The organism is Kineococcus gynurae (assembly GCF_042433995.1).
Classification (GTDB): domain Bacteria; phylum Actinomycetota; class Actinomycetes; order Actinomycetales; family Kineococcaceae; genus Kineococcus; species Kineococcus gynurae.
The window spans coordinates 73304-87461 of the sequence record NZ_JBHLUI010000002.1 but is presented as its reverse complement, the minus strand read 5'-3'; the positions used below and the strand labels follow the sequence as shown (position 1 = coordinate 87461).

Annotated in this window: 11 protein-coding genes; 3 read left to right on the top strand and 8 right to left on the bottom strand. The window is 73.9% G+C overall.

What is annotated here, in order from left to right; translation table 11 throughout:
- Positions 1-196: 196 nt before the first annotated feature.
- Together ACFFKU_RS00965 and ACFFKU_RS00960 are read left to right on the top strand one after the other, a co-directional pair.
- A complete protein-coding gene (locus ACFFKU_RS00965; RefSeq protein ID WP_380134591.1) occupies positions 197-754 on the top strand; it encodes a MarR family winged helix-turn-helix transcriptional regulator in 558 nt (185 codons plus the stop codon).
- On the top strand, positions 751-2769 hold the full coding sequence (locus ACFFKU_RS00960) for an MDR family MFS transporter (protein WP_380134589.1): 2019 nt from the start codon (positions 751-753) through the stop codon (positions 2767-2769). The genes ACFFKU_RS00965 and ACFFKU_RS00960 overlap by 4 nt, the downstream gene beginning before the upstream one ends.
- 95 nt (positions 2770-2864) lie before the next feature.
- Here ACFFKU_RS00960 and ACFFKU_RS00955 read toward each other — a convergent pair whose 3' ends face one another.
- From ACFFKU_RS00955 to ACFFKU_RS00945, 3 genes are all read right to left on the bottom strand, one after another.
- Positions 2865-3161 (bottom strand): hypothetical protein, encoded by a 297-nt coding sequence (locus tag ACFFKU_RS00955; RefSeq protein ID WP_380134586.1) that lies wholly within the window; start codon positions 3159-3161, stop codon positions 2865-2867.
- Positions 3162-3236: 75 nt separating this feature from the next.
- Positions 3237-4313, bottom strand: coding sequence for a ScyD/ScyE family protein (locus tag ACFFKU_RS00950; RefSeq protein WP_380134584.1), 1077 nt, complete (start codon positions 4311-4313; stop codon positions 3237-3239).
- 139 nt (positions 4314-4452) lie between these two features.
- Positions 4453-5496 (bottom strand): ScyD/ScyE family protein, encoded by a 1044-nt coding sequence (locus ACFFKU_RS00945; protein ID WP_380134581.1) that lies wholly within the window; start codon positions 5494-5496, stop codon positions 4453-4455.
- A gap of 206 nt (positions 5497-5702) precedes the next feature.
- Here ACFFKU_RS00945 and ACFFKU_RS00940 point away from each other — a divergent pair, with 206 nt between their 5' ends.
- Positions 5703-8003: a cell wall-binding repeat-containing protein gene (locus ACFFKU_RS00940; RefSeq protein ID WP_380134578.1), complete on the top strand. Its 2301-nt coding sequence runs from the start codon at positions 5703-5705 to the stop codon at positions 8001-8003.
- 158 nt (positions 8004-8161) lie between these two features.
- Here the strand turns inward: ACFFKU_RS00940 and ACFFKU_RS00935 are convergent, their stop codons facing one another.
- The 5 genes from ACFFKU_RS00935 to hisC form a co-directional block, all read right to left on the bottom strand.
- Positions 8162-9211 (bottom strand): hypothetical protein, encoded by a 1050-nt coding sequence (locus tag ACFFKU_RS00935; RefSeq protein WP_380134576.1) that lies wholly within the window; start codon positions 9209-9211, stop codon positions 8162-8164.
- 124 nt (positions 9212-9335) lie between these two features.
- Complete coding sequence (locus ACFFKU_RS00930) at positions 9336-10622, bottom strand: dihydrolipoamide acetyltransferase family protein (RefSeq protein ID WP_380134573.1); 1287 nt, start codon at positions 10620-10622, stop codon at positions 9336-9338.
- A gap of 32 nt (positions 10623-10654) precedes the next feature.
- Positions 10655-11638, bottom strand: a complete 984-nt coding sequence (locus ACFFKU_RS00925) for an alpha-ketoacid dehydrogenase subunit beta (protein WP_380134570.1) — start codon at positions 11636-11638, stop codon at positions 10655-10657.
- Positions 11638-12843, bottom strand: coding sequence for a pyruvate dehydrogenase (acetyl-transferring) E1 component subunit alpha (gene pdhA, locus ACFFKU_RS00920; RefSeq protein WP_380134567.1), 1206 nt, complete (start codon positions 12841-12843; stop codon positions 11638-11640). The genes ACFFKU_RS00925 and pdhA overlap by 1 nt, the downstream gene beginning before the upstream one ends.
- A gap of 198 nt (positions 12844-13041) precedes the next feature.
- Positions 13042-14121, bottom strand: coding sequence for a histidinol-phosphate transaminase (gene hisC / locus ACFFKU_RS00915; RefSeq protein WP_380134564.1), 1080 nt, complete (start codon positions 14119-14121; stop codon positions 13042-13044).
- Between the last annotated feature and the right edge of the window lie 37 nt (positions 14122-14158).

Below are 14158 nucleotides of genomic sequence, written 5' to 3'. Positions count from 1 at the left end.
CCGTTCCGGGGCTCGCGCCGGACGGAGATCGGCTGCTACTTTGTTGCATGAGGCACTCAAGGAATCTCCTCCGGTGCCGAAGACCGGATCAGCACCATCGTCCGCCGAACGCACCGCCCGAACCTCCCTGTCGTCATCCCCACCGCCCGGACGGCCCCGCCCCGGGCGGTCCGGACCCGCCCCACCCGAGGACCTCATGACCGAACCCGCCGCGGCCCCGCCGCCGCTCCCCGACCGTCCGGACGGCCTCGTCGCCGCCCTGGCCGACGGTCTGCTGCGTCAGGTGCGCGCCCAGCACCAGCTCAAGTGCCTCCTGAACCGGGGCCGCAGCGAGAGCGAGCGGGCCGTCCACCTGGCCCTGTTCGTCCTGCACGACGGCGGGCCGCAGCGGGCGGGGGCCCTGGCCGAGCAGCTGGGCACCGACCCCTCGACGACCAGCCGGCAGACCGCCGAACTGGTCCGCCTCGGGCTGATCGAGAAGCTGCCCGACCCCGACGACCGTCGCGCCAGCCTGCTGGCCGTCACCACGGCGGGGCAGGACCTCGTGACGCAGCTGCGCCGACGTCGCGACGCCTTCATCACCCAGGCCGTCGCCGACCTCGACGACGACGAGCTCCGCACCTTCACCGCTCTCACCGCCCGCTTCACCGCCGGCGTGGAACGCCTCCGCGAGGACGCCCTCGCCGGATGCCTGGACCTGACCGTGGCCGAGACCCCCTCGCCCCGGACCGCACCGCAGGAGACGCACGCATGAGCGCCACCACGGCCGAGACCTCGGCCCCCTCCCCCGCCCTCACCCACCGGCAGATCCTGGCCATCCTCTCGGGGCTGCTGCTGGGCATGTTCCTCGCGGCGCTGGACCAGACCATCGTGTCCACCGCCATCCGCACCATCGCCGACGACCTCGACGGGTTCTCGCTGCAGGCCTGGGCGACGACCGCGTTCCTCATCACGTCGACCATCTCGACGCCGCTGTACGGGAAACTCTCCGACATGTACGGCCGGCGGCCGTTCTTCATCGCCGCCATCACGATCTTCGTCATCGGTTCCGCGCTCTGCGGGATCGCCGGGTCGATGTACGAGCTGGCCGGGTTCCGGGCACTGCAGGGCCTCGGCGCCGGTGGGCTCATGTCGCTGGCCCTGACGATCATCGCCGACATCGTGGAACCGCGGGAACGCGCCAAGTACCAGGCCTACTTCATGGCCGTCTTCGGTACGTCCAGCGTCCTCGGTCCCGTCCTCGGCGGGTTCTTCTCCGGTCAGTCGGAGATCCTCGGCCTGCCCGGCTGGCGCTGGATCTTCTGGATCAACGTGCCGATCGGGGCGTTCGCCCTCTTCGTCGTGTTCCGCAACCTCAAGCTCCCGCGCCGCTCGACCCGGCACCGCATCGACTGGCCCGGCGCACTGGCCCTCGTCACCACGCTGGTCCCGGTGCTCATCGTCGCCGAGCAGGGCCGGATCTGGGGTTGGGGTTCCACCTCCTCGATCGTCTGCTACGCCATCGGCGTCGTCGGGCTCATCGGTTTCCTGCTCGCCGAACGGGCCTACGGGGACGAGGCGCTGCTCCCGCTGCGCATGTTCAGCGGCCGCACCTTCGTCGTCGGCAGCCTCGGCAGCTTCATCCTCGGGATGGGGATGTTCGGTGGTTTCGCCGTGCTCCCGCAGTACCTGCAGGTGGTGAAGGGTTCCTCGCCCACCGTCGGTGGTCTGCAGATGCTGCCGGTCGTGCTCGGCATCATGTCGGCGAGCGCCGTCGCCGGCCGGATCATCTCCAAGACCGGCAAGTACAAACCGCTGCCGGTCGTCGGGATCTCGCTCATGGCGGTCGCCCTGTTCGGGTTCTCCCGGGTCACCGCCGACACGCCGATCTGGCAGACCATGATCCTCATGCTGCTGCTCGGCTGGGGCCTGGGCGGCAACATGCAGCCGATGATCCTCGCGGTGCAGAACGCGGCGAGCCCGCGCGAGATCGGGGTCGCCACCTCCTCGGTGACGTTCTTCCGGCAGATGGGCGGGACGCTCGGGACCGCGGTCTTCCTCTCGATCCTGTTCTCCACGCTGGGTTCGCACATCCGTGACGCCTACACCGCGGCGGGCAGCGACCCGGCGTTCCAGGCCGGCATGCAGCAGGCGGGGCTGAGCCAGGAGCAGCTGCAGTCGACGCTCGGCCGGGCGGTCGACAACACGTCGATCCTCGCGACGCTGCCCGACGCGGTCGCGCACCCGTTCCGGGTGGGTTTCACCGACTCGATCAGCATCATCTACCTGGTCGCCGCGCTCGTCATGGTGATCGGCGTGGTCGTGGTGGCGTTCCTGCCCGCCCTCCCGCTGGTCCGGCACGGCGCCGCCGGTGCCCCGGCCCCGACCGGGGACGCGGCCGCCGCCGCTGCTCCGGCCGCCGCCGCAGGTGCCCCGGTCGAGACGGCCGAGGGTTCCACCGGGCACCCCGCCCACCGCTCCGACCTCGCCCCCGACGAACTCGCCGACCGGGTCGGGTCCGCGGTCCAGAAGGCCAAGGACGCCCAGCAGGCGGTCGAGGCCCTGGCGGCCGAGTCCGCCCTCCGGGAGGCGGAGTTCACCGCCGCCGTGGACTCGCTGCGCGACCTCGGGCTGGACGACGCCTCGATCGAGGCCGCTCTCGGCGCCGACGTGACCGCCCCCTCCGGACGGCACGCGGCCCCGAACGCCACCGGGCCGGCATCTCCCTCCGGCCCCACGGGGCCCGGGCCGCAGCGCACCAACCCCGACCGGCTGGGCGCACAGCACTGACCGACCCCGGGGGCAGCGGCCCCCGGTCATGACGAAGGCCTCCGGGAGTTCCCTCCCGGAGGCCTTCGTCGCGTCCGGCCGTTCTCGGACCGGGTTCAGCGTTGGCCGGGGTGCTCCGGACCGGTGTCGCCGGAGACCACGTCCTCCCCGTTCGCGGCGGCCTCCTCGGCGTCGAACGTCACCCCGGCCAGCGGGTCGCCCTGCCCGGTCCCGTCCTCGACCCCCTCGTCGGCGGCGTCCGGGACGCCGGGCACGGCGTCGGCCTCCCGGGCCGGCGAGGGCACCGGTCCGCCGTCGCTGGACCGGGCGAGGGTGTGCGAGGCCGTGGACTCGGCGATCTGCGACTCCTCGTTGTCACGCGGGTCGATGGGGGTGCTCTTCTCGTCGGTCATGCCCCCGACCCTCGCACCCCCACCGGCACCGCGCCCGCCGACGGATCATCGACGGGCGCCGTCGCGACCGACGGCTCAGTCGTCGACCTCGACGAAGGCCTTCTCCCCGACCCGGACGACCTGCCCGAGTCCGGGCCCGGCGATGCTCCACGCGGTCGAGTAGAGCTCGCCGTCCACGACGCGCAGCCCGAGCGGCTGCGTCACCTGCGCCGTGGCGAGCGACCCGTCGGGGTCGATCCGGGTGATCTGCCCGACCGTCGACGGGTCGAAGTCCGGCGGCGGGGGTTGTTCCGGGTCACCTGCCGGCGCCCCCTCGAGGATCTGCGACACGTAGATCTCCCCGTCGTCGCCGACGGCCACACCGGTCGGGGAGTCCAGTCCCCCGACGGTGCGGACGACCTCGGCGGTGCGCGGATCGAGGACGTAGACCAACCCTTCCCCGGGAGCCTCGCCCGACAGGGTGGAGACGTAGAGGTTGCCGTCGGGACCCCAGGCGAGGCCGGTCGGCACCGAGTCGCACCCGGTCGAGGCCTCGTCGTTGTTCGGACGGCCCTCGCACGCGCCGGTGGTGACGGTCGGCGGGACGAAGAAGGTGCTGACCGTGCCGTCCGCGGCGACCTGCAGCACGTCGTTGCCGCCCCCGTCCGCGACGTACGTGGGCTGGCCGCGCCAGCGGCCGGCCAGCACCGACACCGGGTTGCTCAGGGCGTCCAGGGCGGCCCCGTCGGGCCCGAACTGGGTCTGCCCGTCGGGGTTGGCGGCCAGCTCGTAGGCCTGCAGGTCGGCGATCGTCTGGGTGGGGGCGTTGCGCCGCGCGTGGAACAGGGTCGCCGCCCCCGGGACCGGCGTTCCGTCCTGGGGTCCACCGGTGACGACGAGCAGTCGGCCGTAGACCCGGTCGACACCGGTCGGCCCGGCGAAACCGGACGCCCAGACCTCCTGGCGACCGTCGCGCCGGATCGCCGTGATCTCCCCCGAGATGGGTTCGGCGACGTAGAAACGTCCGTACCGGAAGGACAACCCGAAGGCTCCGTCCAGACCGTCGGCGACGACCTGGACCGCGGGTGGGTCGTCCTTCGCCTGGGCGGGGGCCGCACCCACCGAGACGGCGGCGACCAGGCTGATGACTGCTGCTCCGAACCGGTGTCTCATGACCGCTCCTCACCAGAGCCGCGGGGGCACCTCGTCGGTGCCCTCGTGGGTGCACCGTCGCACCCGCGCCGGACCGTACTCCTGCGGCTGGGTGGCGCGCCAGAACTTCCGAAGAACGATCTGGGCAGACCCTGAGGATTCAGGCGACGGGGGTGAACGCGGACTCGTCGATGCGGACGAGCTGCCCGGGGTGGTTCCCGATCTCCCCGAAACCCCGACTGCTGAGCAGCGTGGCGTAGAGCCGCCCCTCGGCGAGCGCCAGGCCGTGCGGTTGCTGGACCCCGAGGACCGACCGGGTGCCGTCGGGCGCGACGCGGGTGATCTGCCCGACGTCGGCGGTGGGCCAGACCTCCGGGGAGACCGGGACCCGCTCGAAACCCTCCTGGGCGACGTAGACCGCGCCGCTGCCCGACACCGCGACGGAACTCGCCCCGGGAATGCCGAAGATGCTGCGGCGCAACGCTCCCGTCCGACCGTCCAGGACGAGGAGGTCCGCCCCCGAACCGGCCGAGGTGACGTAGACGGATCCGTCGGGTCCGTGCGCGAGCCCGGTCGGGCGCAGCCCCGGGGCGGTGAAGAACGGCGTGATCGTGCCCGTGGCCCGGTCCACCGCGAGGACCGCGCCGAGACCGGCGTCGGCCACCAGCAGCGGTCGGCCGGCGCGCACCGGGGCGAGGAGGGCCTGCGGGTCGCTGGCCTCGGGACGGTCACCCTCGGGCAGGGACGACCGGTAGGCCTCCAGGTCCGCCACGACGGACGGGGCCCGGTTGAGCGGACCGGCGCTCACGCTGGCCAGGCCCGGCCCCTCCCACGACCCCTGGTCGTCGTCGTAGAAACTCCGACCGGTCGCCACCAGGAGGGTGCCGCCGGTCCGGGCGACCGCGGTCGGGCCGGGCACGAGGGCCCGTTCGACACGTCGCCCGGCACCGGAGGTGGAGAAACTCAGCACCCGCCCCCGGCTGTTCTCCGTGACGTAGAGGCGGCCGTAGGCGTACGCGATCTCGCGCGGGTCCCCCAACCCCTCGGCGAGGACCGTGTACGGCCGCTCGGCGGCGGTCCCGACGGGCTGCTGGGCGGCGGCCACCGGACCGCCGTACCCGAGCGTCACCACCCCGAGAAGGGCCAACCCACCCGCGACGCCACGCGCCCGCAGGACCCACGACGACAGAGTTCCACCACGCACCGCACTCATCCCCACCCAGGAACCGTTGACGGACACCCCCCGGCGCCCGGTGCGAACGCTACCCCGCGGACCGCTTCCGTTCTGACGTTTCGTGCAAGTGGTGTCACGGAAAGTCAGAACCCGACGATGGAGAGGGCAGGCGTCCGTTCGGATGACGACGCGACATCTAGATGACACTCCACAGTGTTCTAGATACCGTCTGTGACATGGGTCTCACTCACCGTTCACAGCGCCGTGCGGTCAGCCTGCTGCTCGCCGCCGCCCTGCCCCTCGCCGTCGCCCCGGCGGCGACCGCTTCCGACGTCCGGGCGGGAGCCGTCCTCCTCGCCTCCCGGCCGACCATCACCTCCCCGACCCCGGTCGCGGTCATCGTCCTGGGGAGCTGGTTCACGCACACCTACACCGCCGACGGCGACCCGGCGCCGACCTGGTCGGTGACCAGCGGGTCGCTGCCCCGGGGGCTCTCCCTCGACCCGGTCACCGGAGTCCTCTCCGGTGTCCCCCAGGCCTCCCTGCTGTCGGTGTCGAGCTTCACGGTCACCGCCCGCAACGCCTCGGGCTCGGCCGGGCAGGCCGCGCTGGTCACGACGGTCCTGAGCGGGGGCGGGGGCGGCTCCGGTGGGGGCGGCACCGGTGGCGGTGGCACCGGTGGCGGCGGCACCGGTGGCGGCGGCTCCGGTGGCGGCGGCACAAGCACCCCGGCGACGGCGCCCGCGATCACGTCCGCCCCGCCCGTGGGGGCCGTCGTGGGCGCCCCCTACCGCCACCAGTTCAGCGCCACGGGCAGTCCGGCCCCGACCTGGACGGCCGACCAGCTGCCGCCCGGGTTGACCCTGGACGCCGGTACCGGCCTGCTCTCCGGGACCCCCGTCGGTGTGGGTGCGACCGTCTTCACGGTGACCGCGACCAACCCGGCGGGCAGCGCGGGCCAACTGGCCACGCTCGCCTTCGTGGCCGCGGCCTCGCCGCCGCGGATCACCTCCGCCGCCCCGCCGCCGGCCGACGTGGGCGAGCCATACGCCTTCGCGGCCACCGCCTCCGGGGTCCCCACCCCCACCTGGTCGGTGCCCGGCGGGCTCCCCGCCGGCCTCCGGCTGGACCCCGCCTCGGGGGTCATCACCGGTACGCCCACCGCGGCCGGCAGCAGCACCGTGACCCTCGTCGCCACCAACTCCGCCGGCAGCGACCGGGTCAGCAGCACCATGGTGGTCACCGCACCGGGAACCCCGCCCGTGGTCGAACCCCGCCAGACGCTGACCGGGACCCAGGGCGTCGCCGTGAACCTGCCGCTGGTCTCGAGCGGTACCCCGCGCTGGTCGGTGGTCGCCGGGCGGCTCCCGTCCGGGGTGACCCTCGACGTCGCCAACGGGGTCGTGGCCGGGGTTCCGACGTCGCCCGGCAGCGGCGAGGCGACGCTGCGCGCGACCTCGCCGGCCGGCAGTTCCGACACGGTCCTCACCTGGGTCATCGACCCGGCGCCCGTCGCCAGCGCCCCGGTCGGCGGCGGTGTCGACCGCTACCACGGACCGGACCGGGTGCAGACCTCGGTCGCGGTCTCCGGCCGCCTCTTCCGCGACACCGGTTCGGTGCGCGCGGCCGTGCTCAGCACCTCCGAGCGCTACGCCGACGCGCTGGCCGGTGGTCGCCTCGCCAGCGCCGTCGGCGGTCCGCTGCTGCTGACCCCGGCGGGCGGGTTGTCCCCCGCCGTGGCCGAAGAGCTGCGCCGGGTCCTCGGCCCGGGGGCGACGGTCTACGTCCTCGGCGGCCCGGGAACGTTGTCGCCCGCGGTGGTGGACCAGGTGCGCGCGCTGCCCGGCGCCCCCGCGGTCGAGCGGCTGGCCGGCGACGACCGCTATGCCACGGCGGTCGCCGTGGCCGAGAAGATCCTGCGGCTGAGCGGGCGTCCGACGAGCACCACGGGCGGCACGGCCACCCCGGTCTACCTGGTGAACGGCCAGAACTACCCCGACGGGCTGGCGGTCTCCGCGCTCGCCGCCCGCACCCGCGGCCTGGTGCTGCTCACCGCCGACGACCGGCTGCCGGCCTCGACCGCGGCGTTCCTCGGCGCGCACGACCCGGCGGGATCGGCGACCGTCCCGGTCGGCGGGCGGGCGGTGACCGCGGCGGGGAACCTGCCCGGCGCGGCCGGACGAACGGCGGTGGGCAACGGCATCACCGGCGCCGACCGCTACGACACCGCCCAGCTCGTGGCCGTCCAGTTCACCGTACCCGGCGGCGCACCCCTCGGCGCGGTCGGCCTGGCCACCGGGGAGAACTGGCCGGACGCCCTGGTCGGGGCGGCCGCCATGGGGGCGTTGGGTTCGCCCCTGCTGCTGACTCCGCGCGAGCAGCTGCACCCGAGGTCGCAGGCCGCGCTGGCCGCGCTGAACCGGTCGACGCCGATCCCGGTGGGCCTCGTGTTCGGGGGTCCGAACTCGGTCAGCGACTCGACCGTCGACCAGTTCCGCAGCATGGTCCCCGGGGTCGGGGGTGCCGTCCGCCGCTGACCGCAGCCAGGGCGGAGACGGGCCGGAGGTGGGGTGGAGGCGGGGTCCGGGACATGGTTCCCGGAACCCGCCTCCGTCGTCGCCGGCCCCGTCGGGAGTTCCGGCGGGGTTCCGGCGGGGTTCCGGCGAGGTCTCGGCGAGGTCTCGGCGAGGGCCGGTCAGGACTCCGAGAGGGGCGGTCCCGTCTGCACCGAGGAACCCGGCCCGAACCCGGCGAGGTCGACCTGGACGACCTGGCTCCAGGGGGAGGGGCGGAAGTACCACGGCGACGTGCTGTTCTGCGTCGCGAAGAGGCGACCGTCACCCCAGGCGATGCCGGAGGGTTGCGCCATCGTCAGGTAGCTGCGGGAGCCGTCGCCGGCGATCCGGACGATCTGGCCGCAGGCGCAGGGCGGGTCGCCGTAGGCCGGGTCGTCGATCCGCCCACCCCACGGGTACCACTCCTGGGTGAGGAAGATCGTGCCGTCGGGAGCCACGGTGAGCTGGCTGGGGTCGAAGAATCCCTTGACGACGGAACGGACCCGGCCGTCCACCGGGTTCAGGACGTAGACCGCCCCCGCGTCGCTGAGGGTCCCGGCGCTGACCGCGACGTAGAGCCCGCGCGGCCCGCGGGCCACCGACACCGGCACGCCGGTCGGGGGCCGGAACAGCACGAGGGACCTACCGGTCTGCTGCTCCACCAGGCGCACGACCCCGGCGGCACGGTCGACGACGAGCACCGGACCACCCGCGAAGGTGGGCCCCAGGACGTCGACCGGGTTGCCCCTGCCGCCGCCGGTCCGGAACGTGGTGACCGGCTTGGCCTTCTGCCCCAACGGGTTGACGAAGAGCATCGACGCCCGCCACCCGTCCGGGGGCTGCGGGACCGACGCGTCCAGGTCGAGGTCGGGCACGTAGCCCCGGGCCCCGGTGACGCTCAGGATCCGGCCGAAGGACCGATCGGCCGCCTGGACGGAGGGGACCTCGGTGACCTCGACCCGGGCCCGACCCCGCAGGTCGAGACTGCTGACGCGGTTCGCCCGCGGTTCGGCGACGTAGAGCCGCCCGTAGGCGTAGGACAGGTCGGGTGCGTCGTAGAACGACTGCGTCCCCACCCGCGTCAGCGGGGAACCGGCAGCGGCCACGGCCGGTTGCCCGACCCCGACCGTCAACGCCGTTCCCAGGATCCCTGCGGCCAGAACCGCCCGTCGCGACGCCCGTCGACGCATGCCGTGCTCCCCCACCTCGAACTCCTCGACGCCCCCACGTCCTTGCCGGCGACGTTACTCCGGGTGAGCGGGGGTCGGGGGAGTTTCCGCGAGGGAGATCACGACACGCCGGACGGCGCGCCGCTCAGCTCCAGACGAGCGCGCGCGCCGGGTCCTCGAGGACGGCCGCGATGTCGGCGAGCACGCGCGAACCGCTCTCCCCGTCCAGCATCCGGTGGTCGATGGAGAGGCCGAGGGTGACGGTCCAGCGGGGTTTCACCTTGCCGTGGTGCACCCAGGGACGCTGCTTGATGGTGCCCACGGCGAGGATGGCGGCCTCGCCCGGGTTGAGGATGGGGGTCCCGGTGTCGATCCCGAAGGTGCCCACGTTGGTGATGGTGATCGTGCCCTCGGCCAGATCCTTCGGGGAGGCCTTGCCCGAGCGCGCCGTGGCGGTCACCTCGTTGAGCGCCAGCGCCAGGTCCTTCAACGACATGGCGTCGGCGTCCTTGACGTTGGGCACCATGAGGCCGCGCGGGGTGGCGACGGCGATCCCGAGGTTCACGTAGTTCTTCACCACGATCACCTGGTTGTGCTCGTCCCAGGTGGAGTTCACGTCGGGGTTGCGCCGCACGGCGACCATGAGGGCCTTGGCCACGAGCAGCAGCGGGGAGACCCGGATGCCCTCGAACTCCTTGTCGACCTTGATCCGCTGCACGAGTTTCATCGTGCGGGTCACGTCCACCTCGGTGAACACGGTCACGTGCGGGGCGGAGAACGCGCTCTCGACCATCGCCGCGGCGGTGGCCTTGCGGACCCCGCGGATCGGGACGTGGCGTTCCCGCTCGTGCCGTTCGACCCGGCGTCCGGGCTCGACCGGTGCGGTCGGGACCAGGGCCAGGACGTCGGCGCGGGTGACGGTCCCGCCCGGGCCGCTGGCGTGGGCGTCGGCCAGGTCGACACCCAGGTCGCGGGCGAGCTTGCGCACGGGCGGCTTGGCCAGCACGTGCCGGATCTCCTCGCCGGCGACGTCCGGGCTGGACTCCCCGACCGCCGGGCGACGACGGCGTCCGGCCCCGGCGGGCCGGGCCCCGTAGCCGACCAGCGTGGCGCCCGAACCCTCGGCCTCGGGGGCCGGGGCTGCAGGAGAGGCGGGAGGTGCGGCGGGCGCGGGTTCCGCCGCGGACCCCGGTTCGGCCACGACGATGATGTCCACGCCGACCGCGACCGTCTGGCCCTCGGCGGCCAGCAGCTCGGTCACCACGCCCGCGTAGGGCGAGGGGAGCTCGACCAGGGACTTGGCGGTCTCGATCTCGACCAGCACCTGGTTGACGGTGACGGTGTCGCCGACCTTCACCTTCCAGGACACGATCTCGGCCTCGGTCAGACCCTCACCCGCGTCGGGGAGGGCGAAACGCTTGTGCGCGGACATGTTCCTCGTCGGGTCGGCGGTGGCGATGGGGATCAGGCGGCGAGCGTAGCGTCGACCGCGTCGAGCACCCGGTCGACGTCGGGCAGGTAGTGCTCCTCGACGCGGGCGACGGGGTAGGGCAGGTGGAAACCCCCGACCCGCTTGACCGGGGCCTCCAGCGAGTAGAAGCAGCTCTCCTGGATGCGCGCCGCGAGCTCGGCGCCCGGGCCGTGGAAGGTCGGGGCCTCGTGCACGACGACCAGCCGGCCCGTGCGACGCACGGAGTCCGCGACGGTGGTGACGTCGAGCGGTGAGATCGAGCGCAGGTCCACGACCTCCAGGTCGCGCCCCTCGGCGGCCGCGGCGTCGGCCGCGTCGAGGGCCAGCCGCACGGTGGGTCCGTAGGCGACGACGGTGGCGTCCGTCCCCGGACGCAGCACGCGGGCCTTGTGCAGCGGGGTGACCTCGCCCGGTCCGAGATCGGTGTCGACGTCACCCTTCTCCCAGTAGCGCCGCTCGGGTTCCAGGAACAGCACCGGGTCGGCCGAGGCGATCGCCTGCTGGATCATCCAGTAGGCGTCGTGGGAGTTCGAGGGCGTGACGACGCGCAGCCCGGCGGTGTGGGCGAAGAGCACCTCGGGACTCTCCGAGTGGTGCTCGACCGACCCGATCCCGCCGCCGATCGGCATGCGGATGACCACGGGGACGGTGAGCTGCCCGCGCGACCGGGCCCGCAGCTTGGCGAGCTGGGTGACGATCTGGCTGAAGGCCGGGAAGACGAACCCGTTGAACTGGATCTCGCAGACCGGGCGGTACCCGCGCAGGGCCATGCCGGTCGCGGTGCCGACGATGCCGGCCTCCGCCAACGGGGTGTCGAGGACCCGGTGCTCGCCGAAGTCCTTCTGCAGACCGTCGGTGACGCGGAAGACGCCCCCCAGGGCACCGATGTCCTCGCCCATGAGCAGGACCCGGGGGTCGCGCTCCATCGCGGCGCGGAGCCCGGCGTTGACGGCCTTGCCGATGGCCAGACGGGGCATCAGCGACCTCCCTCGTTCTGCCCGCCGGCGGCGAGCTCGTCGTCGTGGCGGGCCCAGGCGGCGAGGAACTCGTCGCGCTCGGCCTGGACCTGGGCGTGGGGCTCGGCGTAGGCGTGGTCGAACATGGCCGCCGGGTGGGGGTCGACGAGGGCGCGGACCCCGGCGCGGACGCGTTCGGCGAGCTCGTCGGACTCCGTCGCGAGCGCGCTCTCGAAGGCCTCGTCGAGGATGCCCTCGGCCCGCAGGTAGGTCTCGACGCGGTCGAGGGGGTCCTTGGCCCGCCACTCCTCCACCTCGGCCGCGTTGCGGTAGCGGGTCGGGTCGTCGGACGTCGTGTGCGCACCCATCCGGAACGTGTAGGCCTCGACGAACGTCGGGCCCTCGCCGCGCCGCGCCCGCTCCAGCGCCGAGCGCACCACGGCCAGCACCGCCAGCACGTCGTTGCCGTCGACCAGGACGCCCGGCATCCCGAACCCGTCGGCGCGGCGGTGCAGCGCCACGGTGGACTGCCGTTCCACCGGCTCGGAGATGGCCCACTGGTTGTTCTGGCAGAAGAAGACGACGGGCGCGTGGTAGACGGAGGCGAAGGTCAGGGCCTCGCTGGCCTCCCCCTGCGCGGTCGCCCCGTCCCCGAAGCAGGCCACCACGGCCGCGTCGCGGGCCGGGTCGCCCGTGCCGACGGCACCGTCACGCTGCAGGCCCATCGCGTAACCGACCGCCGGGAGCATCTGCGCCGCGATGACCAGGGTGTAGGGGTGGACGTGGTGCTCGCGCGGGTCCCAGCCGCCGTGGTCGACCCCGCGGAAGATGCTCAGGACGTGCAGCGGGTCCACGCCGCGGGCGAAGGCGAGCCCGTGGTCGCGGTACCCGGGGAAGACGTGGTCGGGCTCGTGCAGCGCGTACCCGGCGCCCACCTGGGCCGCCTCCTGACCCCGGCACCCGGCCCAGAGCCCGAGCTCGCCCTGCCGCTGCAGGGCCTCGGCCTCGGCGTCGAACCGGCGCAGCAGGACCAACCGGCGGTAGAGCTCGAGCAGCTCGGCGTTGTCGAGGTCGAGCCGGTAGTCCGGGTGCTCGCGGCGGACGCCGTCGGGCCCCAGCAGCTGCACCAGACCGCGCGTCCGCTCACCCCCCGTCGGGGCGGGCGCCGCCGCGGGGGCGGTGGGCTCCCCGGCGGTCGGGTGGGGCGATACGTCGGCCTCGATCACGCGGTGTCCTCCTGCTGTCGTCGGCCCGGTCCAGCGACCCGGACGGGTTCAGGTCCGCCTGTTCCCGACCTGTCGGACGCAACCTACGGTTCCGTACCTTACGGAAGCGTACGTGACATCGCGGTGACTTCGCCAGGACCGGTGGCCGCCGAACAGGTGAGAGATCCGCGACGGGACCCGCGCGCGACGCGGGCCCGCTCAGCCCAGCAGGGACGCCGCCAACGAGAGCAGCCGGTCGTTGGCCTCGGTCTCGGCGACGGTGATGCGCAACCCCACCCCGGAGAACGGCCGTACGGCCAGACCCTCCCGGCCGAGCCCCTCGGCGAGCGCCGACGACCGCTCCCCGGCCCCCAGCCAGACGAAGTTGCCCTGCGCGTCGGGGACGTCCAGCCCGGCGGCCCGCAGCCCGTCCAGGACGCGGTGACGCTCGGCGACGAGGGCCGCGACCCGTCGGTCCAGCTCCGCCTCCGCGTCCGGTTCGAGCGAGGCGACCACCGCCGCCTGGGCCAGGGCGTTGACCCCGAACGGGGTGGCGGACCGGGTCAGGGTGGCCGCCACGTCGGGATGGGCCAACGCCCAGCCCACCCGCAGGCCGGCCAGGCCGTAGGCCTTGGAGAACGTCCGGAGCACGACCAGGTTGGGGTGCTCGCGGAACAGCTCGACCCCGTCGGGGGTGTCCGGGTCGTCCACGAACTCCCGGTAGGCCTCGTCGAGGACGACCAGGACGTGCGGCGGGACCGCGGCCAGGAACTCCCGCAGCTCGGCCTCGTGCACCGCCGGGCCGGTCGGGTTGTTCGGGCTGCAGACCAGGACCAGACGCGTCCGGTCGGTGACCGCCGCCGCCATGGCCGGCAGGTCGTGGCGGGCACCGGCGGCCAGCGGGACCCGGACGGCCACCGCGTCGGCGACGGCGGCGACGATCGGGTAGGCCTCGAAGCTCGGGTCGGCGAAGACGATCTCGTCCCCCGGGTCGCAGGTGATCTCGGCCAGCTGGGCCAGCAGCCGGACGCTGCCGGTGGCGGTGGCGACGCTCTCGGGGGCGACGTCGAAGCGCCGCGCGATGGCCGCGACCATGGCCCGCCCGGCCGGGTCGGGGTAGCGGTTGATCCCCGCGGCCGCCTCGGCGATGGCCCCGAGGACCGCGGGCAGCGGCGGGTAGGGGTTCTCGTTGGAGGACATCTTGAAGACGGTCAGCCCGTCGCGGGGACTGGCCGGGCGACCGGCCACGTAGGCGGGGACGCGTCCCATGCTGGGACGGAGCCGAGGCGCAAGAACCATGGGGGCAGGGTAGGTCCGGCGGGTGGGCGCCCGGATC

Excerpts from the sequence above, each read along its gene's own strand:
- ACFFKU_RS00955 (WP_380134586.1), bottom strand. The coding sequence starts at position 3,161 with ATGACCGACGAGAAGAGCACCCCCATCGACCCGCGTGACAACGAGGAG.
- ACFFKU_RS00930 (WP_380134573.1), bottom strand. The coding sequence starts at position 10,622 with ATGTCCGCGCACAAGCGTTTCGCCCTCCCCGACGCGGGTGAGGGTCTG.
- ACFFKU_RS00950 (WP_380134584.1), bottom strand. The coding sequence starts at position 4,313 with ATGAGACACCGGTTCGGAGCAGCAGTCATCAGCCTGGTCGCCGCCGTC.
- ACFFKU_RS00965 (WP_380134591.1), top strand. The coding sequence starts at position 197 with ATGACCGAACCCGCCGCGGCCCCGCCGCCGCTCCCCGACCGTCCGGAC.
- ACFFKU_RS00925 (WP_380134570.1), bottom strand. The coding sequence starts at position 11,638 with ATGCCCCGTCTGGCCATCGGCAAGGCCGTCAACGCCGGGCTCCGCGCC.
- ACFFKU_RS00935 (WP_380134576.1), bottom strand. The coding sequence starts at position 9,211 with ATGCGTCGACGGGCGTCGCGACGGGCGGTTCTGGCCGCAGGGATCCTG.
- ACFFKU_RS00960 (WP_380134589.1), top strand. The coding sequence starts at position 751 with ATGAGCGCCACCACGGCCGAGACCTCGGCCCCCTCCCCCGCCCTCACC.
- ACFFKU_RS00940 (WP_380134578.1), top strand. The coding sequence starts at position 5,703 with ATGGGTCTCACTCACCGTTCACAGCGCCGTGCGGTCAGCCTGCTGCTC.
- hisC (WP_380134564.1), bottom strand. The coding sequence starts at position 14,121 with ATGGTTCTTGCGCCTCGGCTCCGTCCCAGCATGGGACGCGTCCCCGCC.